The sequence below is a fragment of the Ruixingdingia sedimenti genome (assembly GCF_031432425.1).
Taxonomy (GTDB): domain Bacteria; phylum Pseudomonadota; class Alphaproteobacteria; order Rhodobacterales; family Rhodobacteraceae; genus Ruixingdingia; species Ruixingdingia sedimenti.
Genome location: NZ_JAVKPH010000013.1, coordinates 34,427 through 58,931, shown reverse-complemented (window position 1 = coordinate 58,931; position 24,505 = coordinate 34,427). Strand labels below are relative to the sequence as shown.

The 24,505-nt window shown below is 68.9% G+C and carries 25 protein-coding genes and 1 tRNA gene; 12 read left to right on the top strand and 14 right to left on the bottom strand.

The features are described from left to right. Positions 1–9: 9 nt before the first annotated feature. The gene (locus RGD00_RS12390; protein WP_310457645.1) at positions 10–594 is read right to left on the bottom strand and encodes an amino acid synthesis family protein; all 585 of its coding nucleotides are present in this window, start codon (positions 592–594) and stop codon (positions 10–12) included. 118 nt (positions 595–712) lie between these two features. Continuing rightward, positions 713–1,726, bottom strand: coding sequence for a TRAP transporter substrate-binding protein (locus RGD00_RS12385; protein WP_310457644.1), 1,014 nt, complete (start codon positions 1,724–1,726; stop codon positions 713–715). A 310-nt stretch (positions 1,727–2,036) separates the two neighbouring features. On the opposite strand from RGD00_RS12385, the gene RGD00_RS12380 reads away from it, so the two are divergent. Genes RGD00_RS12380 through RGD00_RS12370 form a run of 3 tightly spaced genes read left to right on the top strand, consistent with a single transcriptional unit; the run spans position 2,037 to position 5,115 of the window. Then, the gene (locus tag RGD00_RS12380) at positions 2,037–3,233 is read left to right on the top strand and encodes an amidohydrolase family protein (protein ID WP_310457643.1); all 1,197 of its coding nucleotides are present in this window, start codon (positions 2,037–2,039) and stop codon (positions 3,231–3,233) included. Positions 3,234–3,259: 26 nt separating this feature from the next. Next, a complete protein-coding gene (locus RGD00_RS12375) occupies positions 3,260–3,829 on the top strand; it encodes a TRAP transporter small permease (RefSeq protein WP_310457642.1) in 570 nt (189 codons plus the stop codon). Continuing rightward, the gene (locus RGD00_RS12370) at positions 3,826–5,115 is read left to right on the top strand and encodes a TRAP transporter large permease (protein WP_310457641.1); all 1,290 of its coding nucleotides are present in this window, start codon (positions 3,826–3,828) and stop codon (positions 5,113–5,115) included. Before RGD00_RS12375 ends, RGD00_RS12370 begins: the two co-directional genes overlap by 4 nt. 335 nt (positions 5,116–5,450) lie before the next feature. Here the strand turns inward: RGD00_RS12370 and RGD00_RS12365 are convergent, their stop codons facing one another. The 3 genes from RGD00_RS12365 to RGD00_RS12355 all read right to left on the bottom strand — a co-directional run bounded on the left by RGD00_RS12365 (position 5,451) and on the right by RGD00_RS12355 (position 8,850). After that, a complete protein-coding gene (locus tag RGD00_RS12365; protein ID WP_310457640.1) occupies positions 5,451–6,176 on the bottom strand; it encodes an enoyl-CoA hydratase/isomerase family protein in 726 nt (241 codons plus the stop codon). An 11-nt stretch (positions 6,177–6,187) separates the two neighbouring features. Beyond that, complete coding sequence (locus tag RGD00_RS12360) at positions 6,188–7,348, bottom strand: FAD-dependent monooxygenase (RefSeq protein WP_310457639.1); 1,161 nt, start codon at positions 7,346–7,348, stop codon at positions 6,188–6,190. Positions 7,349–7,425: 77 nt separating this feature from the next. After that, positions 7,426–8,850: an aldehyde dehydrogenase family protein gene (locus tag RGD00_RS12355; protein WP_310457638.1), complete on the bottom strand. Its 1,425-nt coding sequence runs from the start codon at positions 8,848–8,850 to the stop codon at positions 7,426–7,428. Between the two features lie 114 nt (positions 8,851–8,964). Here RGD00_RS12355 and RGD00_RS12350 point away from each other — a divergent pair, with 114 nt between their 5' ends. Continuing rightward, positions 8,965–10,569 (top strand): GMC family oxidoreductase, encoded by a 1,605-nt coding sequence (locus RGD00_RS12350; protein WP_310457637.1) that lies wholly within the window; start codon positions 8,965–8,967, stop codon positions 10,567–10,569. 101 nt (positions 10,570–10,670) lie between these two features. Continuing rightward, positions 10,671–11,207, top strand: a complete 537-nt coding sequence (locus tag RGD00_RS12345) for a hypothetical protein (protein ID WP_310457636.1) — start codon at positions 10,671–10,673, stop codon at positions 11,205–11,207. A gap of 85 nt (positions 11,208–11,292) precedes the next feature. Here the strand turns inward: RGD00_RS12345 and RGD00_RS12340 are convergent. Further along, positions 11,293–11,368: transfer RNA gene (locus RGD00_RS12340), tRNA-Ala, on the bottom strand. A gap of 186 nt (positions 11,369–11,554) precedes the next feature. Between RGD00_RS12340 and RGD00_RS12335 the strand changes: the two genes are divergently transcribed. Beyond that, positions 11,555–12,613, top strand: coding sequence for an AbrB family transcriptional regulator (locus RGD00_RS12335; RefSeq protein WP_310457635.1), 1,059 nt, complete (start codon positions 11,555–11,557; stop codon positions 12,611–12,613). A gap of 176 nt (positions 12,614–12,789) precedes the next feature. Here the strand turns inward: RGD00_RS12335 and trxC are convergent, their stop codons facing one another. From trxC to RGD00_RS12315, 4 genes are all read right to left on the bottom strand, one after another. After that, on the bottom strand, positions 12,790–13,236 hold the full coding sequence (trxC, locus tag RGD00_RS12330; protein WP_310457634.1) for a thioredoxin TrxC: 447 nt from the start codon (positions 13,234–13,236) through the stop codon (positions 12,790–12,792). A gap of 319 nt (positions 13,237–13,555) precedes the next feature. Next, positions 13,556–13,723, bottom strand: a complete 168-nt coding sequence (locus tag RGD00_RS12325) for a YdcH family protein (RefSeq protein ID WP_310457633.1) — start codon at positions 13,721–13,723, stop codon at positions 13,556–13,558. Positions 13,724–13,823: 100 nt separating this feature from the next. Next, a complete protein-coding gene (locus RGD00_RS12320) occupies positions 13,824–14,612 on the bottom strand; it encodes a tRNA1(Val) (adenine(37)-N6)-methyltransferase (RefSeq protein WP_310457632.1) in 789 nt (262 codons plus the stop codon). Then, complete coding sequence (locus RGD00_RS12315; protein WP_310457631.1) at positions 14,590–14,805, bottom strand: putative signal transducing protein; 216 nt, start codon at positions 14,803–14,805, stop codon at positions 14,590–14,592. Before RGD00_RS12315 ends, RGD00_RS12320 begins: the two co-directional genes overlap by 23 nt. 56 nt (positions 14,806–14,861) lie before the next feature. Here RGD00_RS12315 and RGD00_RS12310 point away from each other — a divergent pair, with 56 nt between their 5' ends. Continuing rightward, complete coding sequence (locus RGD00_RS12310; RefSeq protein WP_310457705.1) at positions 14,862–15,863, top strand: polyprenyl synthetase family protein; 1,002 nt, start codon at positions 14,862–14,864, stop codon at positions 15,861–15,863. A 157-nt stretch (positions 15,864–16,020) separates the two neighbouring features. Beyond that, complete coding sequence (locus tag RGD00_RS12305; RefSeq protein WP_310457630.1) at positions 16,021–16,602, top strand: outer membrane protein; 582 nt, start codon at positions 16,021–16,023, stop codon at positions 16,600–16,602. 74 nt (positions 16,603–16,676) lie between these two features. Here the strand turns inward: RGD00_RS12305 and RGD00_RS12300 are convergent, their stop codons facing one another. The 3 genes from RGD00_RS12300 to RGD00_RS12290 form a co-directional block, all read right to left on the bottom strand. Continuing rightward, positions 16,677–17,516: a 4-(cytidine 5'-diphospho)-2-C-methyl-D-erythritol kinase gene (locus RGD00_RS12300; protein ID WP_310457629.1), complete on the bottom strand. Its 840-nt coding sequence runs from the start codon at positions 17,514–17,516 to the stop codon at positions 16,677–16,679. Beyond that, positions 17,513–19,225, bottom strand: a complete 1,713-nt coding sequence (locus RGD00_RS12295; protein ID WP_310457628.1) for a tetratricopeptide repeat protein — start codon at positions 19,223–19,225, stop codon at positions 17,513–17,515. Before RGD00_RS12295 ends, RGD00_RS12300 begins: the two co-directional genes overlap by 4 nt. Positions 19,226–19,308: 83 nt before the next feature. Then, positions 19,309–20,964: an electron transfer flavoprotein-ubiquinone oxidoreductase gene (locus RGD00_RS12290; RefSeq protein WP_310457627.1), complete on the bottom strand. Its 1,656-nt coding sequence runs from the start codon at positions 20,962–20,964 to the stop codon at positions 19,309–19,311. Positions 20,965–21,213: 249 nt separating this feature from the next. Here RGD00_RS12290 and greA point away from each other — a divergent pair, with 249 nt between their 5' ends. Then, the gene (gene greA, locus RGD00_RS12285; protein WP_310457626.1) at positions 21,214–21,684 is read left to right on the top strand and encodes a transcription elongation factor GreA; all 471 of its coding nucleotides are present in this window, start codon (positions 21,214–21,216) and stop codon (positions 21,682–21,684) included. Between the two features lie 26 nt (positions 21,685–21,710). After that, positions 21,711–22,721, top strand: coding sequence for a hypothetical protein (locus RGD00_RS12280; protein ID WP_310457625.1), 1,011 nt, complete (start codon positions 21,711–21,713; stop codon positions 22,719–22,721). 25 nt (positions 22,722–22,746) lie between these two features. On the opposite strand, the gene RGD00_RS12275 is transcribed toward RGD00_RS12280, so the two are convergent. After that, positions 22,747–23,355, bottom strand: a complete 609-nt coding sequence (locus tag RGD00_RS12275) for a GNAT family N-acetyltransferase (protein WP_425603414.1) — start codon at positions 23,353–23,355, stop codon at positions 22,747–22,749. Between the two features lie 82 nt (positions 23,356–23,437). On the opposite strand from RGD00_RS12275, the gene RGD00_RS12270 reads away from it, so the two are divergent. Beyond that, positions 23,438–24,154, top strand: coding sequence for an AzlC family ABC transporter permease (locus RGD00_RS12270; protein WP_310457623.1), 717 nt, complete (start codon positions 23,438–23,440; stop codon positions 24,152–24,154). Beyond that, complete coding sequence (locus RGD00_RS12265) at positions 24,151–24,492, top strand: AzlD domain-containing protein (RefSeq protein WP_310457622.1); 342 nt, start codon at positions 24,151–24,153, stop codon at positions 24,490–24,492. Before RGD00_RS12270 ends, RGD00_RS12265 begins: the two co-directional genes overlap by 4 nt. Positions 24,493–24,505: the final 13 nt, after the last annotated feature.

The window sequence follows — 24,505 nt, the reverse complement described above, 5'->3', positions numbered from 1 at the left end:
GCCGCCGCCTTATGCCCGCGCGGCCTGCCTGCGCGCCGTCACGTCCTCATGCGTCAGGCCGCCCACACGCGCGTTCAGCCGCTTGCCCGTGGACACGCAGAAGATCAGCACCAGTTCGTCCGCCTGCGGGCTGCGCGGCACCGATACCGTCATCCCGTCGTAATGCGAACGCACATAGACATCATCGACATGGTTCATCGGAATGTCGATCTTTTCGCCCGGCACCGCCAGTTTCTGGAACGAGGAAATCCACGCCTCGCCACAGCCGAGCGCCTCGCGGATCGGGTTGGCGAAAACGGTGGTCAGCATGGCGTTGGCATGTTCGGCCTCGCCGTTCAGCCCGACAAGGCCGCCCTTGCCATAGCCCTGCACCTCGCGGTCGCCCATCACCTCGCGGATCTTCTCGCCGAAGATCCGCCCCATGTCCCTGCTGGCCTCGATCATCGCCGTCAGGTCGGCGCCCTTGGTGCCGGCCATCGGGTTCTCGATCACGAAGATGATCGCCGCCTTGCGCTGCGGGGTTTCGACGCGCGTCACACCCTCTTCATAGGTATCCTCGATCTGGGTGAGGACACGGCGGATCCTGATTTCCATCTGCTTGCTCGCTCCTTGAAATGACGCCCGGCACCGGCCCGGGCGGCGGTCGCGGCCGCGCGCCCGGGGGCCGCGGCCGCGGGGTGTTCAACGCGCCCGCGCCCTGCCCGGCCCTGCCTCAGCCCTGCCGCGCGCGTTCGATCGCGGCCTTGAGCAGTTCGTAGGTGGCGTTCAGGTTCGCATCGCCCTGCGTGACCTGCGGGCCGACCGGCAACAGCACCTCCATCAGCGCCTTGCGCTGGTCGGCGGTCAGTTCCACCACCTCGCCGCCCTTGGCCACCCAGTCCTTCTTGGACTGTTCGATGTCCGACAGCGAATAGTCATAGACCTGCGTCGTCGCCTCGCGCCCGGCCTCGATCACCATCGGCTGAAGATCGGCGGGAAGTTCCTCGTAGAAATCGCGCGAGATCGCGGCGATGGAGGCGATGACGCCGTGGTTCGTCTCGATGAAATATTTCGCGCCGTCCATGTAGCCCAGACCCTCCAGCACCGGGATGCAGCTCAGCACCCCGTCGAGCGTGCCCTGTTGCAGCGCGGGCAGAACCTCGCTCGGCGGCATCGGGATGGGCGTGCCGCCAAGCGCGCGCACCTGCGCCATCTGCAGATCGGCGGCGCCGACGCGGATCTTGGATCCGGCGAAATCCTCGGGCTTCACCCAGGGGTGCTTGGACGCAAAGGCCGTGGGGCCCGAAATGAACAGGCCGATCCCCATCAGCCCCTGATCGGCGCCAAGGGCCAGAAAGGCGGTGTTGAATTCCGGGTCGTCCAGCGTGCGCTGCGTATGGGCCAAGTCATCGAACAGGCCCGGCGCGGCCAGCGCCTGGAAACGGCTGTCGATACCGGCCAGGAATTCGGGCGGCGTGACGACGCCCTGGATCAGGTTCATCTGCGTCTGTTCGATCATCCGCCCCGAGGCGCCGAGCTGGCTGGCCGGATAGACCTCCACCTTGATCCGGCCCCCGCTTTTGTCGCCGAGGATCCGGGCGAAGGTGTTCATCCATTCGTGCTGCGAATCGTTCAGCGTGCCGGTGCCGAGCTTCATCACGAAGGGCTCTTGCGCCAGGGCCACGGACGGAAGGCAAAGGCTGCCCGCGGCAACCACCGCAGCGGCGAGGAAATTTCTGCGTTTCATGGTCTCTCTGCACTCTCTCTGTTGGCTGGTCGGTCAGGCTGGCGGCGTTCTTGTTCTGCACCGGGCATCCGGCGTGCGTTCCCCTGCACCGCACAGGATTTGCGCAAAGGCTTCGTGCGGGCCGGTCCTGCCGCCGTTATGGTCGCCCGAGGCGGCCCAAAGGGTGGCAGGCGGGCAGAAGCGCCTTACAATTGAAGATTGACATATCGTCTGACGATAAGTCAATCTGGTTTTTGACGGCGCATTCTGGACGGCGCGCAAGCCCGCCGCGCGGCCCGCCGGAACCGGGGCAGAAAGAAAGACATCGCGGATGAAAGTAGCCATCACCAACATCGGCCGCATCCTCAGCGGCGACATCGCCGCGCCGGTCGGCACGGGCGACACGATCGTCATGCAGGACGGCCTGATCACCGCCGTCGGCACCGCCAGCGCGGCAGAGGTCGAGGGCTGCGACGTCATCATCGACGCCGACGGCATGATGGCCTGCCCCGGGCTGATCGACAGCCATGTGCACATCACCTTCGGCGACTACACGCCCCGGCAGAAAACCGTGGGCTTTCTGGAAAGCTATGTCCACGGCGGCGTGACCACCGCGATTTCCGCGTCAGAGGTCCATGTGCCCGGCCGGCCCAAGGACCCGGCGGGCGTCAAGGCGCTGGCGCTGGCGGCGATGAAATGTTTCGAAACCTTCCGGCCCGGCGGCATGCGGGTCTGGGCCGGGTCGCTGATCCTCGAACCCGGCCTGACAGAGGCCGACCTGGCCGAGGTGGCGGCGCAGGGGCTGTGGATGGTCAAGGCGGGCTTCGGCGCCTTCGGCGACCCTTCGGAATATGCGCCGCTGGTGCAGGCGGCGCGGCGGCACGGCATGATCGCCATGGTGCATACGGGCGGATCGTCCATCCCCGGATCGGGCGGGATCTGGGCCGAACATCTGCTGAAGATCGACCCCGACGTATCCTATCACGTCAACGGCGGCCCGACGGCGATCCCCGAGGCGGGATTCGCCCGGCTTGTGAACGAAAGCGGCATGGCGCTGCAACTGTGCACCGCCGGCAACCTGCGCACGGCGCTGCTGGTCACGCGGCTGCTGGCGGAAAAGGGCGAACTGCCCCGCCTGCTGATCGCGACCGACACGCCGACCGGCAGCGGGATCATGCCGCTCGGCATGTGGTACACCATATCCCATCTCGCCGCGCTCGGCGGGCTCGACCCCGAACTGGGGATCGCGGCGGCCACGGGCAACAACGCCCGCGTCTACCGGCGCAATTCCGGCCTGCTGGCCCCCGGGCGCGACGGCGATGTGGTGCTGATCGACGCCTGCGACGGCGGTTCGCAATCCGACGCGCTGTCGGGGCTGCGCAACGGCGACGTGCCCGCCATCGGCGCGGTGGTTTCGGGCGGGGTGCCGCGTTTCGTCGGGCGCAGCCGCAACACCCCCGCCACCATCCGCAAGGCCCGCGTCGCGAAAAGCACGCTGATGCAGACCTTCGACGCCAGCGCACATTGAACGAGACAAGACACAGGGAGCCCACGATGTCTGATGCCCGAAGATCAGACAAGACCGTCCCCGCCGCGACACCGGCCTTTCCGGCGCTGGTCCTGCGCATCGGGGACTTTCTGTCGACGCTTTGCAAGCAGGTCGCCGGCGCCGCGCTGGTGATCATCACGCTGATCTGCACGCTGAATGCGGGCAGCCGCTATCTGTTCAACCACGCCTTCAGCTGGGCCGAAGAGGCGATGGTCTATCTGATGATCCTCGTCGTCTTCGCCGGTTCGGCGTCGGTGACATGGATGGGCCTGCACCTCAAGCTGGACCTGATGTTGCGCAGCCTGCCCGCAACGGCGCAGCGCGTCATCGTCGTCGCGACCTCGGTGGGGTCGGCGGCGCTGCTGGTGCTGTTCGCCACCCAGTCGCAGCGGGTGGTGGAACGGCTCTGGCGCTACAACCAGAAATCGGAGGCGCTCGGGATTCCGATGTGGGTGCCGCAGGGCATCGTGATGGTGGGGCTCTACCTCATCGCGCTGATGCTGATGCTGCGGCTTCTGTCGCGCGATCCCCTGCCGCCGCCAGTGGACTATACCGAAGAGGAACAGGCCCTATGATCGGCGCCATCTTTGCTGCATTGCCGCTGCTGCTGACGGTGGCGGGGGTGCCGATCTTCATCATCCTGCTGGCCGTCACCGCGCTCGGGATCAACCATCTCGGCACCGCCGACCTGCGCATCATCCATACCAGCATCTTCGGCGGGCTCGACAGCTTTCCGATGCTGGCGATCCCGCTGTTCATCTTTGCCGGCGACGTGATGGCGCAGGGGGGCATCGCGCGGCGGCTGATCCGGCTGATCCTGTCGCTGGTGGGCGGGATCCCGGGGTCGATGGGGGTCGCGGCGATCGGGTCGGCCTCTGTCTTTGGCGCCATGTCGGGGTCTTCGGTGGCCTGTGTCGCCGCGATCGGCCGGCTGACGGTGCCGACGCTGATCGAACAGGGCTATGGCCGGCGGTTTTCCGGCAGCCTGATCGCCGCCACCGGCGTGATCGACATCATCATCCCGCCCTCCATCGCCATGATCCTCTATGGCATCACCGCGCAGGTGTCGGTGACGCAGCTGTTCGTGGCTGGTGTCGTGCCGGGGATCATGATCGCGGCGCTGCTGTCGCTTTACGTGATGGTGCGCGCCTCGGTCATGGGGACGGTGCGGTCGGCCCGGCCGCAACTGCCGGTGGTGCTGGGGGCGCTGCGCGACAGCACTTGGGCGATGTTCGCGCCGGTGCTGATCCTCGGCGGGATCTACGGCGGCATTTTCACCCCGACCGAGGCCGCGGGCATCGCCTGCACCTATTCCATCATCGTGTCGGTATTCATCTACAAGGAACTCAGCTGGGCCGACATCTGGCGCATCGCGACCAGTTCCAGCGTGCTGGTGGCGCAGATCATGCTGCTGGTCGCGGCGTCGAGCGCCTTCGGCTGGCTGGTCACGACCTCTGGCCTGCCGCAGAAGTTCATGGCGCTGATCCAGGGGATGAACCTGTCGGTCTGGGCGATGCTGCTGATCTTCAACGTGGTGCTGCTGCTGGTGGGCAGCCTTCTGGACCCGCCGCCGGCGATCCTGATCCTCGTGCCGCTGCTGGCGCCGGTGGTGCAGGCCGCGGGCATCGACCCGATCCATTTCGGGCTGGTGGTGACGATCAACCTTGCCATCGGGATGTTCCTGCCGCCCTTCGGCATCAACCTGTTCGCGGCGAACGCCCTGTTCAAGATACCTTTGGGCGAGCTTTACCGCGGCGTCCTGCCGTTCCTGGTGATCTACCTGATCGTCCTGGGCCTGATCACCTATATCCCGGAACTGACCACCGTTCCCGTGGGCTTCATCATGGGGCTGACGCAGTAGGGCAGCCGGGCCCCACGGCCGGGCCGGGCGGGATCAGGAAACGCACTGCGTTTCCCCCGCCCGTTCGCGCGGCGGTGCCATTGGAAACGGTGGACACACGCGAAAAGGAGAGGCCAGCGCCTGCCCCGGCGGGCGAGTAGCGCCCGCCATGGGCGGGGCGGGCGCTGGCCGGGGGCTTGGGGCCCCCGGCCGGGGCAGCGGAACCCGCAGGATATGGCGAAGGCACGCGCCTTCGCCAGCCCGGTGGAAGGGTTGGATGTCGCGCCGAACCCGACCCCAAAACGAAAGGCCCCGGAAACCCCGGGGCCTTTTCCCTTACCGTCCCGCAGGCGCGGTCAGCCCTTCGACAGGATCCGGTGCGAGATCTCGTTGGCGTAAAGCGAGATACCGAGCGCGGGGGCCAGCGGCGCGGGCAGGCCCTCGGTGCGTTTCAGGAACTCCTTGACCAGCGCGATGGACCGGCGGTCATGGCCCGCCACCTCTGCCGCCATGGCCTGCGCCGTGGCCAGCAGGTCCGCCGCCGGCACCGCACGGGCGGCAAGACCCGCGCCCACGGCCTCCGCCCCGGTCAGTTCGCGCCCGGTGAAGATCAGGTCGCCCAGAAGGTTGCGCGGCAGGACATAGCGGTAGTGGCTCAGCACGATGGTCGGCGGGATGCCGTGGGGGATTTCGGGAAAGCCGACCCGCGCATCCTCGGCCATCAGCGCGATGTCGGCGCGCCCCGCCAGCGACAGGCCCGCGCCCTCGCACCGGCCCTGCACGGCGGCGATGGTGACGGCGCGGCAGTGCTGCACCGCCTCGTTCAGCCGCTGGATGGCCGAAAACTCCGCCACCACATCCAGCGGGTCCGCCGACTGCCGTTCCGGCCGCTGCCGGCCGAGCGAGAAATCCGGCCCCTCCGCCGTCAGCACGATCACCGCGGGACCGCCTTCCAGCGGGCGGGCACCTTCATATTCCGCCGTCAGCGCCGCCAGCAGCGCCGGGTCGATGCGGTTGCCCGCCTCGGGGCGGTCGAGGCTCAGCGTCAGGACATCGCCGTCGCGGGTTTTGATCAGGCTCATCAGGGCCTCCGTCACAGGGGGTTGTCTTCGAGGAAACGGTCCGCCACCGCGATCCGGCGCGATCCGTTGCGCCGCATTTCGGCGGCGGCGGCGGCAAGGGCGGCGGGGCTGTCCACCGCCTGTTCTGCGGCCAGCCAGTCGCGGGCGAAGCTGTAGACAAAGGCGTTGCGGGCAAAGCGCGCGCGCCCGTAGGCGGCCAGCCGGTCCTCTATCCCCCCCTCGCCGTCCAGCACCGCGCGGGCCAGCGCCCAGGCATCCTCGGCCGCCATCGCGGCGCCCGCGGTCAGGTGCGGCGGCACCACATGGGCGGCATCGCCCCCCACCACCGCCCGCCCCCGGTGCCATGGCCCCGGCAGCAGGAAAGGCTCCAGCGCGCCATAGACGATGGGGCTTTGCGGCGTCAGGCTGTCGGCGATCTCGCGCACATAGCCGCCGAACTGCGCCAGCCGTTCGCGCAGCAGGCGGTGCATGTCGGCCTGCGCAAAGAATTCGTCGAACCGTTCGGGGCGGATGTTGAACAGATACATCCGGTCGGGCCCGATGGGGATCGCCCCGGCCTTGCCGCCGATGCCCTGAAGGAATTCCATCCCCGTGACATGGGAAGGGCGGTCCACCTGGATCCGCCACGCACCGAAGCCCGAGGGGCGCGGGCCGAACATGTCGCCCACCATCCAGTCGCGCACCGAGGATCGGATGCCATCGAACCCCGCCACAAGGTCATAGGTCCCGGTGCCGCCGTCCTCGAACGTGACACGGGCCGGGCCGTCGCCTTCGCCGATGCCGGAAAGGGCGGTCGCCATGCGGATCGTCACGCCGAGCGCAACCGCCCGGTCCAGCAGGATGCGGTGCAGGTCCACCCGCGCCAGCGCGCAGAAGGCCGGAAGGCCCCCGCCCCCCATCTGGAAATCGTGGTGCATGATCAGGTTATAGTCGGGGTCGAACACATCCATGTGCCCGTAATGCACCCCGATATCAAGGATCGGCGGCAGGACCCCCAACCTGTCATAGACCCGCAGCGCGCAGGCCGGCTGACCCAGCCCCACCCCCGGCACGTTGAAATCCGGGCGCTTTTCGATCAGCGTCACCTCCACCCCGCGCTGCGCGAAGGCGATGGCGGCGGAAAGCCCCCCGACGCCCCCGCCGACGACAAGGCAATTGCGAACCGCGGTCATGTCCATATCTCCTGCTGGTCGTCCGGCGGATCGGGCCGCCGCCTGTTGTTCGTGCCGCCCTTGGCTGCGGTCGCGGCCTAGCCGGCGGTGATGATCGCCTTTATCTCGAGAAACTCGGCCAGGCCATGCGGGCCCTGTTCGCGCCCGTTGCCCGACTGTTTGTAGCCCCCGAAGGGCGCACCGAGGTGATGCTGCACCGTGTTCACATAGGCCCGCCCCGCCCGCATCCGCCGCGCCAGCCGCATCGCCCGCGCCGCATCCGCCGACTGGATATAGGACGACAGACCATAGCGGGTACCGTTCGCGATCTCGACCGCCTCGTCCTCGTCGCGATAGGCGATAATGGGCAGGACGGGGCCAAAGATCTCCTCCTGCGCGATCTCCATATCCGGGGTGACGCCGTGGAAGATGGTGGGCCGCACGTAATGCCCGTGCTCCAGCCCCGCGGGCTTGCCCGGGCCCCCCGCCGCGATGCGCGCCCCCGCGTCGAGGCCGCTTCGGATCATCGCCTGCACCCGGTCGTATTGCGCCGCCGATACGACGGGGCCCATTTCCGTATCCTGCAACGCAGGGTCCCCCACCCGGATCGCCCCCGCCACCCGCGCGGCGATCGCCACCACCTGATCCACCTGATCCACATGCACCAGCATCCGCGTCGGCGCCTGACAGGACTGGCCGGAATTGGCAAAAGCCCGGCGCACGCCGGTTTCCACCACCCGGGGCAGGTCGGCATCGGGCAGGATGATGTTGGCGGATTTCCCGCCCAGTTCCTGATGCACGCGCTTGACCGTATCGGCGGCGGCCTTGGCCACCTGTACCCCCGCCCGGGTGGACCCGGTGAAGGATACGAGGTCGATCCCCGGATGCGCCGAAATCGCCGCCCCCACCCCCGCGCCATCCCCCTGCACGAGGTTGAACACCCCCGCAGGCAGCCCCGCGGCATGGATCGCATCGGCAAGGATGCAGGCCGACAGCGGCGCGATCTCGCTCGGCTTCAGCACCACGGTGCAACCGGCGGCAAGACCGTAGGCGAGCTTGGTCATGATCAGGTTGATGGGCCAGTTCCACGCGGTGATGAAACCCGCGACGCCGACGGGTTCGTAGACGACGCCATAGCCGTCCCCCGGTTCCTCGAACCGGAAATCGCGCAATGTGGCCATCGCCTGCCGCAGATGGCCGATGGCGGTATCCGCCTGCACCTGCCGGGCAAAGGTGATCGGCGCGCCCATTTCCCGCATGATGGTGGCGGCCAGATCCGGCAGGCGGGCCTGCAATTCCCCGGTGATGCGCGCCAGATGGGCGATGCGTTCGTCGGGCGTCGTCGCGGCCCAGGCCGGAAAGGCCGCCCGCGCCGCCGCCACCGCCCGGTCCACATCCGCCGCGGCGCCAAGCGCGATGCGCCCCGCCACCGACCCGTCTGCCGGGTTCTCGACCGCCAGCAGCACCGGCGCCAGCGGGTCCCGCCATGCGCCATCGACGTAATGTTGCAGCCTGTCGCCCATTCCGATGCCCTTCCCGCTGACCCCCTAGGATTGCATGATTGTAAGACAGACTGTCAATCTTGACTTTATGCAATTTGACCAGCACGGTGCCGGAAACGCGGGGAACGGCAGGCCATGGCGGATTATGACTACATCATCATCGGGGCCGGGTCTGCCGGTTGCGTGCTGGCCAACCGCCTGACCGAGGACGCGGGCCTGCGCGTGCTGCTGATCGAGGCCGGGGGGTGGGACCGCGATCCCTTCATCCACATCCCGCTCGGGTGGGGCAGGATCCTCGGCAACCGCCTGCACGACTGGATGTATTTCTTCGAACCCGATCCCCGTTTCGGCGGGCGGGCAATCGAATGCGCGCGCGGCAAGGTGATCGGCGGGTCGTCCTCGATCAACGCCATGCTCTACTGCCGCGGCCACCGCGCGGATTACGACCGTTGGGCGCAGGCGGGCCTGACCGGCTGGTCCTATGACGCGGTGCTGCCCTATTTCCGCCGGCAGGAAAACTGGGAAGGCGGCGCGGATTCATGGCGCGGCGCGGGCGGGCCGCTGCAAACGACCGAAAGCCGCTATGCCGATCCGCTGCTGGACGCCTATGTCGCCGCCTGCGTGGCGGCGGGCCAACCCCTCGCCGCAGACTACAACGGCGCGGATCAGGAAGGCATCGCCCGGCTGCAATCGACCATCGGCAAGGGGCGGCGCTGTTCGGCGGCGGTGGCCTATCTGCACCCCGCCCGCCGCCGCCCGGGCCTGCGCGTGCTGACCCATGCCCTGACCGAACGCATCCTGCTCAAAGGCCGCCGCGCCACCGGCGTCCGCTATCGCCACGGCGGCCAGACCCACACCGCCACCGCGCTGCGGGAGGTCATCCTCTGCGCCGGGGCGATCAACACGCCGCAGATCCTGAACCTGTCGGGCATCGGCGATCCCGGGCAACTGGCCGGCCACGGAATCGACACGCTGGTCCCCGCGCCAGAGGTCGGCCGCAATCTGCGCGACCATGTGTCGGTCGCGGTGGAATACCGCCGCGCCGGGGCCGGGCCCTTCGTGCAGGCGATGCGGCTGGACGGGATCGCGGCGGCGCTGGCAGGGGCCTATGCCTGCGGGCGGGGGTTCGCGACCGAACTGCCCGCGGGGCTGGTGGGCTTTTTCCGGTCCGCCCCCGAGGAACCGATCCCCGACATCCAGCTGATCTTCCGCGCCGGCCCGCTGGCGGCCTGGCCCTGGCTGCGCCCCTTCCGCGGTCCCTTTCCCGACGCCTTCGCCGCCCGCGCGGTGCTGCTGCGGCCGGAAAGCACCGGCAGCGTCACGCTCGCCTCGCCCGATCCGGCCGACAAACCGCGCATCCGCCACGATTTCCTCAGCGCGGGCGACGACCTCGCCCGCCTGCGCCGCGGGCTGCGGATGATGATGGAGATCGGGGCGCAGGACGCCATCCGCCCCCATATCGCCGCGCAACTGTCACCCCCGGCAGGCGAGGCGATCACCGACGAAGTACTCGACGCCCATATCTTCCAGACCGCCGCCACCGCGCACCACCCCCTCGGCACCTGCCGGATGGGGATCGGGGACGACGCGCCGGTCGATGCCGACCTGCGGCTGAAGGGCGTCGGCGGGCTGCGCGTGGTGGACGCCTCGGTCATGCCCGACATGGTGGGCGGCAACATCAACGCCGCCGTCATCATGATCGCCGAACGCGCCGCAGACCTGATCCGCGCGGCGGGCTGAGGGCGGCTTCCGGGAAGGTGGCGCCGGGGGCCAGCGGCCGGTGGCCGCCTTGATCCCGGCTTCAACGCCCGGGACGGCAGTCAGGCACCCACATCCGGCGGATGGCCGGCGGCACCGAATTTGCAGTCATCGGTCTTTCCCGTATGATGACCGCACGAACCGCATCGGGAAGGAGCGCACCCAAGATGCCGCGCCTCAGACAGCATGGACTGGATATGCGCTTCCTGTTGTTCGTCTCTGCGACGATGGTCGGAAGCTTGCTTGTCGGCAGCGTGGCGAGGGGCCTCACAGCCTCCTTCTCGACCGGCGATCCGGGCATGCTGTTTGTGGTTCCGTTCCTCGCCATGGTCGGGGCAGGCTTTGTGATCCCGCTGGCCTTTATCGCATGGATAGTACCCTCGGCCCTGATCTTCTCGGTCTGCATGATCTTTCTTGCAGAACCACTGGGTGCAATAAAAGCCGCCCAGTGGTCGGGGACCGTTACCGCGCTGGTTGCCGCCCTGGCTACGACATATGTTGCAACCGACTTCGGCCGCAACTTTGATGGCTTCGGAAGTCTGATGTTGTTTGTCGGCCCTGCTGCGGTTGTGATCGCGCCCTGGGTGGCGTTCATGGCATACCGCCCCGACGTCCGCTGAAGTCGCTTCCCGCCCGACATGCCGCGCCGGAAGGCAAGTTCGCGGCAACGAGAAACCATCCCGCATGCGATCCGAAGGAAGGATTTGGTGGAGCCGAGGGGAATCGAACCCCTGACCTCGTCATTGCGAACGACGCGCTCTCCCAACTGAGCTACGACCCCAACGGCGGCGTATTTGAACCAGCGGCCGGCGCTTGTCAAGCACTCGCGCGGGGGCGGGGCGGGCGGAGGGCGGGAATTCTGCCGGCCGGGGATCCATGGCGCATCGGGCCGGGTGCCGCGGGGGCGGGGGCTCTTGCGCTGGCCCGTAGACAGTATACAACTGGATACAATACCCGATACAGCACCATGACCCTACGCCGCCGCCTCTCCCCCCTCTTCACCCGCCGCCGCATCGGCTCGGTCCTGCTCGCCCTCGCCGGGGCGGTGGCGTTCGAGCTTCTGGGCCTGCCGCTGCCTTTCCTGTTCGGGCCGATGGCGGCCGGGCTGGCGGCGGCGCTGGCAGGGGCGCGGCTGGAGGCGTCGGATACCGCATCGGCGCTGTCGCGGGCGGTTCTGGGGGTCGCCGTCGGCGCCTCGATCACGCCCGAGGTGGTGGGGCGGATCCCGCAGATGACCGCATCGCTGGCGCTGGTGCCGGTCTATATCGCGCTGATCGGCATCACCGGGGTGCCGTTCTTCCGCTGGCTCGGCTTCGACCGGGCGACGGCCTATTTCGCCGCGATGCCGGGCGGGTTGCAGGATATGGTCAGCTTCGGGCAGGAGGCCGGGGGCAATGTCCGCGCGCTGTCGCTGATCCATGCCACGCGGGTGCTGGTGCTGGTGACACTGGCGCCGATGATCCTGACGGGGGCCTATGGGGTGGAACTGACCCACCCGGTGGGGCGGCCCGCCGCCGACATCCCGGTGGTGGAACTGGCGCTGATGGCGGCGGCGGCGGTGCTCGGCTGGAAGGGGGCCGAACGGGTGGGGCTCTTCGGCGCTTCGATCCTCGGCCCGATGCTGGTGACGATGGTGCTGAGCCTGACCGGCCTGATCCATGTCCGCCCGCCGAAAGAGGCGATCCTGGCGGCGCAGCTGTTCCTCGGCCTGGGGATCGGGGTCCATTACGTCGGCGTCACCCTGCGCGAACTGCGCGACACCGTGCTCAAGGGCATGGCCTTCGTGGTTCTGCTGGCGGTGCTGGCGGCGCTGTTCACCGAGATCGTGGTGCTGACGGGGCTGGCGCGGCCGGTCGAGGGCTTCCTGTCCTTCACCCCCGGCGGGCAGGCCGAAATGACCCTGCTGGCGATCGTGGTGGGGGCGGATCTGGGCTATGTCGTGGCCCATCACCTGGCGCGGATGGTGCTGGTCATCGCCGGCGCCCCGGTCGCCGCGCGGCTGATGGGGCTGCGGCGGCGGGAATAGGCTACCCTGTGGTGCCGGTGTTCAGGACAGCGCCGGGGGCCAGCCCCCGGACCCCCGGAGTATTTTTGAAAAGGTGAAGCTGCACCGCTTCTTTCCCGAAGAAACGCGCCTTCGTCTTTCACCGTGAAAGAAATATCCAGGGGGTCCGGGGGCTGGCCCCGGCGCCCACCGCCCCGTCAGGCCGCCGCCGGGGCCTTGGCCCGCACGAAGGCCACGATGTCCGCCGCCGGGCGCGCGCCGGTCAGGCGGGCGATTTCCCGGCCGCGGTGATAGAGCACCAGCGCCGGGATGCCCTGGATACGGGCGCGGGTGGCGATGTCTGGGTGGTCCTGGGTGTTGAGCTTCGCCAGCCGCGCCTGCGGGGCAAGCTGGCTCGCCGCCTTGGCGAATTCCGGGGCCATCATCCGGCAGGGCCCGCACCAGGGCGCCCAATAGTCCACCAGCAGCGGCAGGTCGTCGGCACGGATCGCCTTGTCATGCGTGGCGGGGTCGAGTTCGGCCACCTTGCCCGCCACCAGCGGGTCGCCGCAACTGCCGCAGCGGGGGGATTCGGCCAGCCGCGCGCGGGGGATGCGGTTGGTCTGGCCGCAGGTGGTGCAGGTGAGTTTGACGGAATCGGTCATCTTGAGCACTCGTCGACAAAGGGGCTTTGCGCTCAGGTAGGGGTTGCGGGGGCGCTTTTCCAGCGGCGCAGGGTCGCAGCCGGCGCCATCGGCACCAACCCCGATCCCGGGCGGATAGCGGCAATTCCAAGGGCTATCGGCAACGCAACGGGGGCGTCCCCGTGGGACAGGGCTGGCGCCCATCCATAGGCAGGGGCCGGCCCTACATCGGCCGGCCGGTCCCGATCACCGCAGGCGCCACCCACCCGTCGTTCGCCGCCCGAGGGCGGCGCGGCCGGTGGCGCCCGGGGTTATTGCGGCAGTACGCCCCGCAGGAAGATCAGGCGTCGCTGAGGCGGGTGATTTCCTCTTTCAGGCGCAGCTTCTGCTTTTTCAGCTCCGCGATCTTGAGGGCATCCGCACCGGGGGTACGCTGTTCCTTCTCTACCAGGTTCGAGAGGGTTTCGTGCTTGCGGCGCAGTTCCTGCAGGTGCGAAGCGATCGTCATGTCAGGCTCCTCTCCATCGGCTTGTTGTTCGTGTCATGATTCCATCACACTTCCCGAGTCGTGTCACCTGCCCTGCCGGAAAGAATGCTGCGAAGTTTTGTCATCCCTGCGGCGGGATCGGCAGCGCGCCGCCATCGCGCAGGATCCCGCGCAGGACCGCGCTGTGGTTTTCCCGGTCGCCGTCATGGGCGGGGCCTTCGTGCAGGATCAGCGGCGCCAGCAGGCGCAGCGGCGCGCGCCCGCCCTTGCGCGCCTGAAGGATGACGCGCCCCGCCGCCCGCCCCGCGCGCGGCGCCAGCGGCAGGACCATGACCGAGCCCATCGTCCCCGGCAGCCCGGCCAGCAGGTCGCGCAGCCGGTCGGCCGCCTGGATCACCGTCAGCCAGCCGCCGGGATGCAGCCGCCGCGCCGCGACGGCCAGCCAGTCGGCCAGCGGCGTTTCCTCGCGCAGTGCGGCCTCGCGCCCCCCGTCGCGGGCGGGGGTGCCGGCGGCGGGGGCGTAATAGGGCGGGTTCGCCATCACATGGTCGAACCCCCGGCGCAGGGGGCCGGGCAGCGCCGCCAGATCGCCGGTCAGCACCTGCACCGCCAGCCCGTTGCGCGCGGCGTTCCGGCGGGCCAGATCGACATAGGCGGGCTGGCGTTCCAGCCCCCAGAGGTCCAGCCCCGCGACCCGGCGGCCCAGACACAGGCTCGCCACCCCCGCGCCGCAGCCGAGTTCCAGCACCGCCTGCCCCGCCCGCGCCGGCACCGCCGCCGCCAGCAGCACCGGATCCATCGCCGCGCGATAGCCCGCGCGCGGCTGCAACACCTGCAACCGCCGGCCCAGAAAGGCGTCGTCGGTCAGTTCCGCCTCGGGGAACCGTTCACAGCCCGGGGTCGATGTCATTGTCGGCCAGGATCGCGCGGGCGCGGAAATGATCGGCGTCGCGCACCAGCAATCGCCGGGGCAGGATACCGATGGATCCCTCCAGCACGCTCATGTGGACGTCAACGGGAAAGGCTTCTATACCCTCGCCCTGAAGGAGCGCCGTGGCGAAAGCCAGGATCGTCGGGTCCGTGGTGCGCAGAAGCTCCTTCATGATGCATGAGTTAACCGGCAGGCCGGGGGCTTGTCGAGATGGGCGGTACGGGAGTGATGGGTCTGGACGACATTTCGCAGAAACCGCATGACCGCCTCGCGGCATGGCTGACCGACGACATGGCGGCGGTGAACGCGCTGATCCGCGAACGCATGGCATCCGAACATGCCCCCCGCATCCCCGAGGTGACGGCGCATCTGATCGAGGCCGGGGGCAAGCGGCTGCGGCCGATGCTGACGCTGGCGGCTGCGCGGCTGTTCGGCCATGCGGGCGACCACCATGTGCGGCTGGCGGCGACGGTCGAGTTCATCCATACCGCCACGCTGCTGCATGACGACGTGGTGGACGAAAGCGAACGCCGCCGGGGCCGGCCCACGGCGAACCTGCTATGGGACAATAAGTCCTCGGTGCTGGTGGGCGATTACCTTCTGGCCCGCGCCTTCCAGATGATGACGGAAACCGGGTCGATCCGGGTGTTGCGGATCCTGTCCGATGCATCGGCCACGATTTCCGAAGGCGAGGTGTTGCAGCTGACCGCGGCGCAGGACCTGCGCACGGACGAGGACGTGTATCTGAAGGTCATCCGCGGCAAGACGGCGGCGCTGTTCGCCGCCGCCGCAGAAGTGGGGGCCGTGGTCGCCGCCGCGCCGGAACCGCAGGTAGAGGCGATGCGGCGCTATGGCGACGCGCTCGGCATCGCGTTCCAGATGGTGGACGACCTTCTCGACTACGGGTCCACCGCCGCGGTGATCGGCAAGAACACCGGCGACGATTTCCGCGAACGCAAGCTGACGCTGCCGGTGATCAAGGCGGTGGCGCGGGCGGATGCGGCGGAACGCGCCTTCTGGGTGCGGGTGATCGAGAAGGGCGACCAGCGCGAGGGCGATCTGGAAGAGGCCCGCGCGCTGATGGTCCGCCACGGCGCGCTGGAGGCGACGCGGACGGCCGCGCTGCACTGGGCCGAGACCGCCCGCGCGGCGCTGGCAGAGGCGCCGGACCATGCCTTGCGCGGCATGCTGGACGATCTGGCCGGCTATGTGGTGGCGCGGATTTCGTAAGGGGCGGCGCCGGAACGCCGGCGACGGATTGACGCCGGGGCAGGGGTTCAAGTTTGCTCATCTTCGCGTGACCGCCCCGCCCGGATGGAACTTTCGTCCCCATCTTGAGTTCTTGTAGCGCCACTCGTGGCCTGCGGAACGACCGATGGAGAATACAATGAAGACACTGACCGGGCTTCTGATCTCGGCGGCCTTGGCGGCACCGGCCTTTGCGGGCGGCCCCGTCGCGCCGGTGGCGGAACCGACCGTTGCCGTGCCGTTGCCCCCTGCCCCCATGCTCGATCGCAACTGGACCGGCGGTTATGTCGGCGCCCAACTGGGCTATGGCGATATCGGCGGCGACGTCGAGGGCGACGGTGCGGTAGGCGGGCTGTTCGGCGGCTATACCTATGATTTCGGCCGTTGGGCGCTTGGCGGCGAACTCAGCTACGACCGGGCCAATATCGACATCGGCGTGGGTGAGGCGAAAGACCTCGCCCGGCTGAAACTGCGCGCCGGTCCGACATTCGGCGACTGGTTCCTTTACGGCACCGTGGGCGCGGCCCATGCCAAGGTCGATGTCGGCGGGACCGATTTCAAGGACAACGGCTGGCTGGTGGGGATCGGTGCGGAATACGCGCTGACCGACAACTGGTCCGTGGGCGGCGAGTTGCTGCACCACCGCTTCAAGGACTTCGACGGCACCGGGCTGGACGTGAAGCCGACCACGCTACAAGCGCGGGTGGCGTTCCGGTTCTGACCGGCGGATGATCAGAGGGAAAGGGCGGGCCCGCAAAGGCCCGCCCTTTTTCCTGCCGGCATGCCGCGGCGCGATCAGCCGCCCAACCGCGCCGCGCGCACCCACCAGCCGGGTTGCGGCCGCGCCAGTTGCGCCGCCGCGCGCGCAGCCGCAGCCGCGTCGGGGAACAGCCCGAACACGGTCGCCCCCGAACCCGACATCCGCGCCAGCAGGCACCCGGGCTGCGCCGCCAGCGCCGTCAGCACCTGCCCGATGACGGGATGCAGCGCCCGGGCCGGGGGTTCCAGATCGTTGCGCGTGCCGTGCAGCCATGCCGCCAGCGCGCCCGCATCGCGCCAGCGGGGCAGATCGGCGGGCATCGGCGGGTTGTCGCGGCGGTCCAGCGCGGCGAACACCGCAGGCGTCGGCACCGCGACGCCGGGGTTGGCCAGCACCGCCCAGACCGGGGGCAGCGGCGGGGCCGGGGCCAGCACCTCGCCCACCCCCGTCATCCGCAGGGTTTCGCCCCGCAGGCAGACCGGCACATCGGCGCCAAGCCGCAGCACCGCCGCCGCGTCCGGCAGATCCCGTCCCCACAGCGCCGCCAGCACCCGCAGCGCCGCCGCCGCATCGGCCGAACCGCCGCCGATGCCCGATGCGGGGGGCAGGTGCTTTTCCAGCGTGATCCGCGCCCCCGGGGCGGGCCCGAAGGCCCGGGCCGCGCGCAGGACCAGATTGTCCTCGCCCCCCGGCACGCCCGCCGCCATCGGCCCCGTCACCCGCAATTCCAGCGCATCGGCCGGTTCCGCCGTCACCCGGTCGCCCAGATCGGCGAAGGCCACCAGACTGTCCAGCAGGTGATAGCCGTCCGCCCGCCGCCCCGTCACATGCAGCGCCAGGTTCACCTTGGCCCGCGCCAGCCCCGGATCGGTCATTTCCCGCGTTCGGCCAGCGGTTTCGCACCCTCTTCGGCCAGAACGCGGTCCAGCCCCACTTCCAGCTTGCGGCGGATGCGGGCGGCGTCCTTTTCCTCGGGCGCGAAGGACAGCGCGCGATACCACTGGAACCGCGCCTCGCGCTTGCGGCCCACGGCCCAGTAGACATCGCCCATGTGGTCCGTCACCACCGGATCCACCGGCATCATCTGCGACGCGCGCTCCATCGGCTCCAGCGCCTCGTCATAGCGCCCGATCAGGTAATAGCCCCAGGCCAGCGAATCCACGATATGGCCCGCCTCGGGTTCCGCCGCCACGGCGCGCTGGATCATGCCGAGCGCCTCGTCGAGGTTGCGGTTCATTTCCAGATAGGAATAGCCCAGATAGTTCAGCACCGAGGGCTGGTCGGGCCGCAGTTCCAGCGCCTTGCGGAAATCGGGTTCGGCCTTGTCCCACTGCTTGGCGCGTTCGTAACAGATCGCGCGGTTGAAATGGATCAGCCACAGCCCCTCGTTCGTTTCGGGGATCAGGTCGATGGCGCGGCCATAGGCCGCCGCGGCGTCCAGCCAGCGTTCCTGCGCCTGCAACATGTCGCCCAGGCCGATATGCACCGTCATCATCCCGGAATGGCTGTCCGACAGCGCGGTCATGGTCGCGATCGCCTCGTCCCGCCGGTCGCTGGAAAACAGCGCCTGCGCGCGGCCCATCTGCGCGGCCAGATAGCCGGGCGATCCCGGCGCGATACGGCCATAGTTCTCGATCGCCAGATCCTGCTGGCCAAGCACCTCCAGCAACCCGCCCGAGGTCAGCACCGCATCCGCCAGGTCGGGGCGCAGATATTCGGCGATGCGCGAATACATCAGCACCAGCTGGCTGTTCGCCTCGCCCTGCAACGCGGCGGCGAGGGTCAGGAACACCTCTGCCTGCCCGTCGGTGGCGTTGCGCACGATGTCGAACGGCACCGGCTCGCCCGCTTGCAGCTTGAGCCGCAGCGCCGCCAGATCGGGGTCGGCGTCGATCTGGAACGCCTCGTCCAGCGCGGCCAGCGCATCCTGCGGGCGTTCCAGCTGGCTGAGGATCTGCGCATGGGCGAAGGCGCCGCGCCGGGTGTTGCGGTAGATCGCGTTGTCGGCGGAAAACAGCGCCTCCGCCCCCTCGAAATCCCCGACCGAGGCCAGCGCCAGCGCCAGATGATAGTCGCCGAAGATCTGCATTCCGCCCTCGTCGGTGAGCGAGCGGAACGCCTCCACCGCCTCGGACATGCGGCCGCGGCCCAGTTCGGCCCAGGCGGCGGTCAGGCCGTCGATCAGCGGGCTGGTGCGCCGCCCGGCGGCCAGATCGGCCAGCAGTTCGTCATGCGCGCCGCGCTTGATCTGCGACGCCAGCATCACCAGTTGCGCCGGCTGCGACGGTTCGGCCCCCGGCATGCCGGACAGCCGCCGCGCGATGGGGATCGCCGATTCCACATTGCCCGCGCCGACGAAGGAAATCACCGCCCCTTCCATCAGCATGGTGTTCGACGGATCCTCGACCAGCGCCTTGGTGAAATAGCCCGCCGCCTCGCGGAAATCCGATGCGCGGGCCGCGGTGCGCGCGGCAAGGTAGGGCCCGGCCACATCCGCCCGCCCCGGATCCGGCAGCCCCACGGCCAAGGCGGCGGCCAGCGCGGCAAGGGCCAGCGCGGGGCGAAAGCGGGATCTGACGGTCACGTGGGCTCTCCGGTCCGTGGCTTTGGCCCCAAGCTAGTGCCCGGCGCCCCCCATGGCAATGCGGGGCGCGCCGGGACGACCGATCACATGTTGGGGTAGTTCGGCCCGTCGCCGCCCTGCGGCGTCGTCCAGTTGATGTTCTGCGGCGGATCCTTGATGTCGCAGGTCTTGCAGTGCACGCAGTTCTGGAAGTTGATGACGAAGCGCGCATCCGCCCCCTCGCCCACCACCTCGTAGACGCCGGCGGGGCAATAGCGTTGCGCCGGTTCGTCGTATTCGGGCAGGTTCACCCGGATCGGGATCGTGGGATCCTTCAGCTTCAGGTGGCAGGGCTGGCTTTCCTCGTGGTTGGTAAAGCTGAAGGCGACGTTGGTCAGCCGGTCGAAGGACAGCACGCCATCGGGCCTCGGATAGTCGATCTTCTTGAAGTCCTTGGCCTTGCCGGTCGCCGCCGCATCGGTCTTGCCGTGTTTCAGCGTCCCGAACAGCGAGATCCCGAGCAGGTTGTTCGTCCACATGTCGAACCCGCCGAGCGCGAGCGAGGGCACCAGCCCCCATTTCGACCACATCGGCTTCACGTTGCGCACGCGCCGCAGGTCGCGCCCCACCGGACCGTCGCGCAGGTCGGCCTCATAATCGGGCAGTTCGTCGCCCGACCGGCCCGCCTTGATCGCCGCATAGGCCGCCTCTGCCGCGGCCTTGCCCGACAGCATGGCGTTGTGGTTGCCCTTGATGCGCGGCACGTTGACCAGACCCGCCGAACAGCCCAGCAACGCCCCGCCCGGGAACACCACCTTGGGGATCGACTGCCAGCCGCCCTCGGAAATCGCCCGCGCGCCATAGGCCACGCGCTTGCCGCCCTTCAGCAGTTCGGCCACCATCGGGTGATGCTTGAACCGCTGGAATTCCATATAGGGGTAAAGGTGGGGGTTCTCGTAGTTCAGGTGGACGACGAAGCCCACGAACACCTGGTTGTTTTCCAGATGATAGATGAACGACCCGCCCCCGGCGTTGGCCCCCAGAGGCCAGCCCATCGTGTGGGTCACGGTGCCCAGCTTGTGCTTGGCCGGGTCGATTTCCCAGATTTCCTTCATGCCGAGGCCGAACTTCTGCGGGCAATGGCCCTTGGACAGGTCGAACTTCGCCATCACCTCTTTCGACAGGCTGCCGCGCACGCCCTCGGCCAGCAGCACGTATTTGCCGCGCAGTTCCATCCCGGGTTCGTAGTTCGGCCCCGGCTCGCCCGTTTCGCCATCGCGGCCGAATTCGCCCGCGATCACGCCCGCGACCTCGCCCTTGTCGCCGTAGACGAGTTGCGAACAGGACATGCCGGGGAAGATCTCGACCCCCAGTTCCTCGGCCTGGCCGGCCATCCAGCGGCAGACATTCGCCATCGAGACGATGTAGTTGCCGTGGTTGTTCATCAGGGGCGGCATCGGCCAGTTCGGCACCCGCATCTGCCCGGCGGACCCGAGGATGTAGAAGTTGTCCTCTTTCACCGGCACGTTCAGCGGCGCGCCGCGGTCCTTCCAGTCGGGGATCAGCGCGTCCAGCCCGCAGGGATCCAGCACCGCGCCCGACAGGATATGCGCGCCGACCTCGGACCCCTTTTCCAGCACCACCACCGACAGGTCGGCATCCAGCTGCTTGAGACGGATCGCCGCCGAAAGCCCCGCCGGCCCGGCACCCACGATCACAACGTCGTATTCCATCGACTCGCGTTCGATACCGTCGCTCATGGTGCCCCCTCTCTGGCCATCCGCGCCCGCCGCGCGCAATTCCGCTGTTACCGGTCCGGCATCGGTATCGTATAGCGCAAGGCCCGGTCAATCATCAGGCGCGCAAAATGCCGCTTTGCAGCAAGGATCGGCAGGGAAAACCTCTAGGCACTTGCAATCCACCGGGGTCTGGGGTCAGGTAGGGCCGTTCGTGCCCCAGCGCCGTGTCCCTTTCCGGGGGCCCGGCGCTGGCATTTGCGGAAGGCGGCAATGGAAAAGATCCCGATGACCCGCGCGGGTTTCGCCGCGCTTGACGAAGAGCTGAAACAGCTCAAATCCGTGGAACGCCCGGCGGTGATCCGCGCGATCGCCGAGGCGCGCGAACACGGCGACCTTTCGGAAAACGCCGAATACCACGCCGCGCGTGAAAAACAGAGCTTCATCGAGGGCCGGATCAAGGAACTCGAATCGCTCATCGGCCGGGCCGAGGTGATCGACCCCTCGCGGCTGTCCGGCGCGATCAAGTTCGGCGCCACCGTCACGCTGGTGGACGAGGACACCGAAGAGGAATGCACCTACCAGATCGTCGGCGAGGCCGAGGCGGATATCGAGCGCGGGTTGCTCAACATCCGCTCGCCGCTGGCCCGCGCGCTGATCGGCAAGGACGAAGGCGATAGCGTAGAGGTGAAAACCCCCGGCGGCGACCGCAGTTACGAGGTGCTGGCGGTCCGCTACGAATGAATGCCGCCCCTCAGGAGCCCGCGGCGATGCCAGAGCAGAACCAGGACCGGCCCCTCGATTTCGGCCTGATCGACCGCCGCAGGACCGGCGGGCGCATCACCGCGACCGAGGTCGTGGCGGGGGTGCTGAGCGTCCTGTGGCTGGTCGCGGTCATCGCGTGGTTCGCCCTTGCCGGAAACCGGACGGATGAAGGCCAGCCCTATGGCCTGATGCTGACCCTGTTCATGGCCTTTCTGCCCGTCGCGCTGATCTGGGTCGCCGCCGTCACCGCCCGCACCATCCGCACCCTGCGCGAAGAGGCCGCGCGCCTTCAGGTCGCGGTCGAGGCGATGCGCCACGCCTATGTGCAGGGCCAGCAGGCCGCGGCGGCGGGGCTGCGCCCCTCGGTGGAAAAGAAACTGGACGAGATCGCGGCGACGGCGAAGCAGACCGAAACCGCGGTGGCCACCTTCACCTCGCGCCGCGATGCGGCCCCCCGGGTGGTGGCGCCCTTGCCCGCGCCCGCCGCGCCGGGCGACGACCAGCCCGCGCTGGCCCTTGGCACGCCTGCGGCGGACCCGCAGGGGGAACTCGCGACCGAGGATTTCGTGCGCGCGCTGAACTTCCCCGATTCGCCCGACGACAAGGACGGCTTCCGCGCCCTGCGCATGGCGCTGGAGGACCGCGAGGTGTCGCGCCTCATCCGCGCGGCGCAGGATGTGCTGACCCTGCTGGCGCAGGATGGCATCTACATGGACGACCTGCGCCCCGACCGCGCCCGGCCGGAAATCTGGCGGCGGTTCGCGCAGGGCGAACGCGGGCGGGGGATCGCCGCGCTCGGCGGTATCCGCGACCGTTCGAGCCTGGCGCTGACCGCCGGGCGGATGCGGTCCGACACCATCTTCCGCGATGCGGCGCACCATTTCCTGCGCCAGTTCGACCGCTGTTTCCAGACCTTCGAACGTGCGGCGACCGATCAGGAAATCGCCGATCTGGCCGACACCCGCACCGCGCGCGCCTTCATGCTGTTCGGCCGGGTGACGGGGGTGTTCGACTGACCCCCGGGCGGCTCGGACGGGCCGCTCAGACGGGCCGCACCATGGTGATCGAGGCGCGGAACCCGAACACGTACCGCAACAGCCCCAACCGGCTGCGCCGCACCGCCACGAACCCCTCGCGTTCGTATAGCGCGATGGCGCGGCGGTTGTGTTCCACCACGTCCAGCCGGACCTCGGCATAGCCGCGCGCCCGCGCCTCGGCGCAGATCGCGTGCAGCAGCGCCCGGCCCATGCCCCGGCCCCGGCAGGGTTCGGCCACGCAGATCCCGTCCAGCAGGAAGCGGCGGTTTTCCACCTCGCGCGTCAGCGCCCAGATCAGCGCCGCCCGCCACAGCGCGCCCACCGGGCCATAGGCCGCGCGCAGGGTGTCATGGCTGATGCGCACAAGACTGCCGCGGTTGCTGCAATACCCCGCGACCCCCAGCACCGTGCCATCCGGCCCCACCGCGGCAAAGGCATGGTCCGCCCGGATCGTCCGGGTCAGGAACCGCAGCGCCCGCGGTTCCGGCCCCAGAAGAACCCCCAGCTTGGCCCCGAACGCCTGCCAGTAGAGCCGCGCCGCCTGATCCGCCGCCCCGGGGGCAAAGCCGTGTTCTATCCGCCAGGACAGCCCGTCCACCGGCGCGTGATGCATCCTTGCCACGTCCCATCCGCATGTGATTGCAACTCAGTCTAACATTGCCTACCGCTAAGGCGAAAGCCACCGCGGAGGCCCCATGTCCAAGCCCCTTTCAACGTCCGCCGCCTATTGGCGCGGCGTGCGCGAAAGCGCGCCCCTGCTGATGGTGATCGCACCGTTCGGCATGCTGTTCGGCATCGTATCCAGCGACGCAGGCCTCAACCTGCTGGAAACCATGTCGCTCAGCGCGCTGGTGCTGGCCGGCGCGGCGCAGTTCACGGTGGTGCAGCTGGTCAGCGAACAGGCGCCCACCCTGGTGGTGATCGCGACGGCGCTGGCGGTGAACATGCGGCTGGCGATGTATTCGGCGGCGCTGACGCCCTGGCTGGGCCGCACGCCCTGGTGGATGCGCGGCATCGTCGCCTACACGCTGGTGGACCAGAGCTTTGCGATGTGCACCACGCTTTACGCCCGCTACCCGGATCTGACGATACGCACGCGGCTGGCCTATTACTTCGGCGTGTCCACCAACGCCTGCGTGCCCTGGGTCGTCGTCACCTGGATCGGCGCCACTATGGGCGAGGCGATCCCGCCCTGGATGGCGCTGGATTTCGCGCTGCCGATCACCTTTCTGGCGCTGATCGGGCCGATGTTGCAGACGCTACCCCATGTGGTGGCGGCGCTGGTGTCGGTGGCGGGCGCGCTGGTGCTGTCGGGGGTGCCCTACAACATCGGCCTTCTGATCGCGGCGGGGCTGGCGATGTTCGCCGGCGCACAGACGGAACAGTGGCTGGAACGGAGACGCGCACAATGACCGCTGCGGCCAGCATCGACCAGACCAAGCTCTGGTTCATCATCGCCGCGGTGGCGATCGGCACCTTCTTGCTGCGCTATTCGTTCCTGGGCATGATCGGCAACCGCAACCTGCCGCCGACGGTGCTGCGGCTGCTGCGCTATACCGCGGTGGGCGTGCTGCCGGGGCTGATCGCGCCGCTGGTGGTCTGGCCGCAGGCGACGGGCGGCCAGCCCGACCCCGCGCGGCTGCTGGCCACCGTCGCCACGATCGCGGTGGCGATGTACACCCGCAGCGTCATCTGGTCGATCGTGGCCGGGGCGGCGATGCTGTATTCGGTGCTCTACATCACCGGCTAGCGCGGATCGGCGG

Excerpts from the sequence above, each read along its gene's own strand:
- RGD00_RS12365 (WP_310457640.1), bottom strand. The coding sequence starts at position 6,176 with ATGAGCCTGATCAAAACCCGCGACGGCGATGTCCTGACGCTGAGCCTC.
- RGD00_RS12380 (WP_310457643.1), top strand. The coding sequence starts at position 2,037 with ATGAAAGTAGCCATCACCAACATCGGCCGCATCCTCAGCGGCGACATC.
- RGD00_RS12375 (WP_310457642.1), top strand. The coding sequence starts at position 3,260 with ATGTCTGATGCCCGAAGATCAGACAAGACCGTCCCCGCCGCGACACCG.
- RGD00_RS12325 (WP_310457633.1), bottom strand. The coding sequence starts at position 13,723 with ATGACGATCGCTTCGCACCTGCAGGAACTGCGCCGCAAGCACGAAACC.
- RGD00_RS12360 (WP_310457639.1), bottom strand. The coding sequence starts at position 7,348 with ATGACCGCGGTTCGCAATTGCCTTGTCGTCGGCGGGGGCGTCGGGGGG.
- RGD00_RS12315 (WP_310457631.1), bottom strand. The coding sequence starts at position 14,805 with ATGAAGGAGCTTCTGCGCACCACGGACCCGACGATCCTGGCTTTCGCC.
- RGD00_RS12320 (WP_310457632.1), bottom strand. The coding sequence starts at position 14,612 with ATGACATCGACCCCGGGCTGTGAACGGTTCCCCGAGGCGGAACTGACC.
- RGD00_RS12390 (WP_310457645.1), bottom strand. The coding sequence starts at position 594 with ATGGAAATCAGGATCCGCCGTGTCCTCACCCAGATCGAGGATACCTAT.
- RGD00_RS12265 (WP_310457622.1), top strand. The coding sequence starts at position 24,151 with ATGACCGCTGCGGCCAGCATCGACCAGACCAAGCTCTGGTTCATCATC.
- RGD00_RS12280 (WP_310457625.1), top strand. The coding sequence starts at position 21,711 with ATGCCAGAGCAGAACCAGGACCGGCCCCTCGATTTCGGCCTGATCGAC.
- RGD00_RS12345 (WP_310457636.1), top strand. The coding sequence starts at position 10,671 with ATGGCCGGCGGCACCGAATTTGCAGTCATCGGTCTTTCCCGTATGATG.
- RGD00_RS12370 (WP_310457641.1), top strand. The coding sequence starts at position 3,826 with ATGATCGGCGCCATCTTTGCTGCATTGCCGCTGCTGCTGACGGTGGCG.
- RGD00_RS12335 (WP_310457635.1), top strand. The coding sequence starts at position 11,555 with ATGACCCTACGCCGCCGCCTCTCCCCCCTCTTCACCCGCCGCCGCATC.
- RGD00_RS12300 (WP_310457629.1), bottom strand. The coding sequence starts at position 17,516 with ATGACCGATCCGGGGCTGGCGCGGGCCAAGGTGAACCTGGCGCTGCAT.
- RGD00_RS12385 (WP_310457644.1), bottom strand. The coding sequence starts at position 1,726 with ATGAAACGCAGAAATTTCCTCGCCGCTGCGGTGGTTGCCGCGGGCAGC.
- RGD00_RS12350 (WP_310457637.1), top strand. The coding sequence starts at position 8,965 with ATGGCGGATTATGACTACATCATCATCGGGGCCGGGTCTGCCGGTTGC.
- trxC (WP_310457634.1), bottom strand. The coding sequence starts at position 13,236 with ATGACCGATTCCGTCAAACTCACCTGCACCACCTGCGGCCAGACCAAC.
- RGD00_RS12355 (WP_310457638.1), bottom strand. The coding sequence starts at position 8,850 with ATGGGCGACAGGCTGCAACATTACGTCGATGGCGCATGGCGGGACCCG.
- RGD00_RS12290 (WP_310457627.1), bottom strand. The coding sequence starts at position 20,964 with ATGAGCGACGGTATCGAACGCGAGTCGATGGAATACGACGTTGTGATC.
- RGD00_RS12310 (WP_310457705.1), top strand. The coding sequence starts at position 14,862 with ATGGGTCTGGACGACATTTCGCAGAAACCGCATGACCGCCTCGCGGCA.
- RGD00_RS12270 (WP_310457623.1), top strand. The coding sequence starts at position 23,438 with ATGTCCAAGCCCCTTTCAACGTCCGCCGCCTATTGGCGCGGCGTGCGC.
- greA (WP_310457626.1), top strand. The coding sequence starts at position 21,214 with ATGGAAAAGATCCCGATGACCCGCGCGGGTTTCGCCGCGCTTGACGAA.
- RGD00_RS12275 (WP_425603414.1), bottom strand. The coding sequence starts at position 23,355 with ATGCATCACGCGCCGGTGGACGGGCTGTCCTGGCGGATAGAACACGGC.
- RGD00_RS12305 (WP_310457630.1), top strand. The coding sequence starts at position 16,021 with ATGAAGACACTGACCGGGCTTCTGATCTCGGCGGCCTTGGCGGCACCG.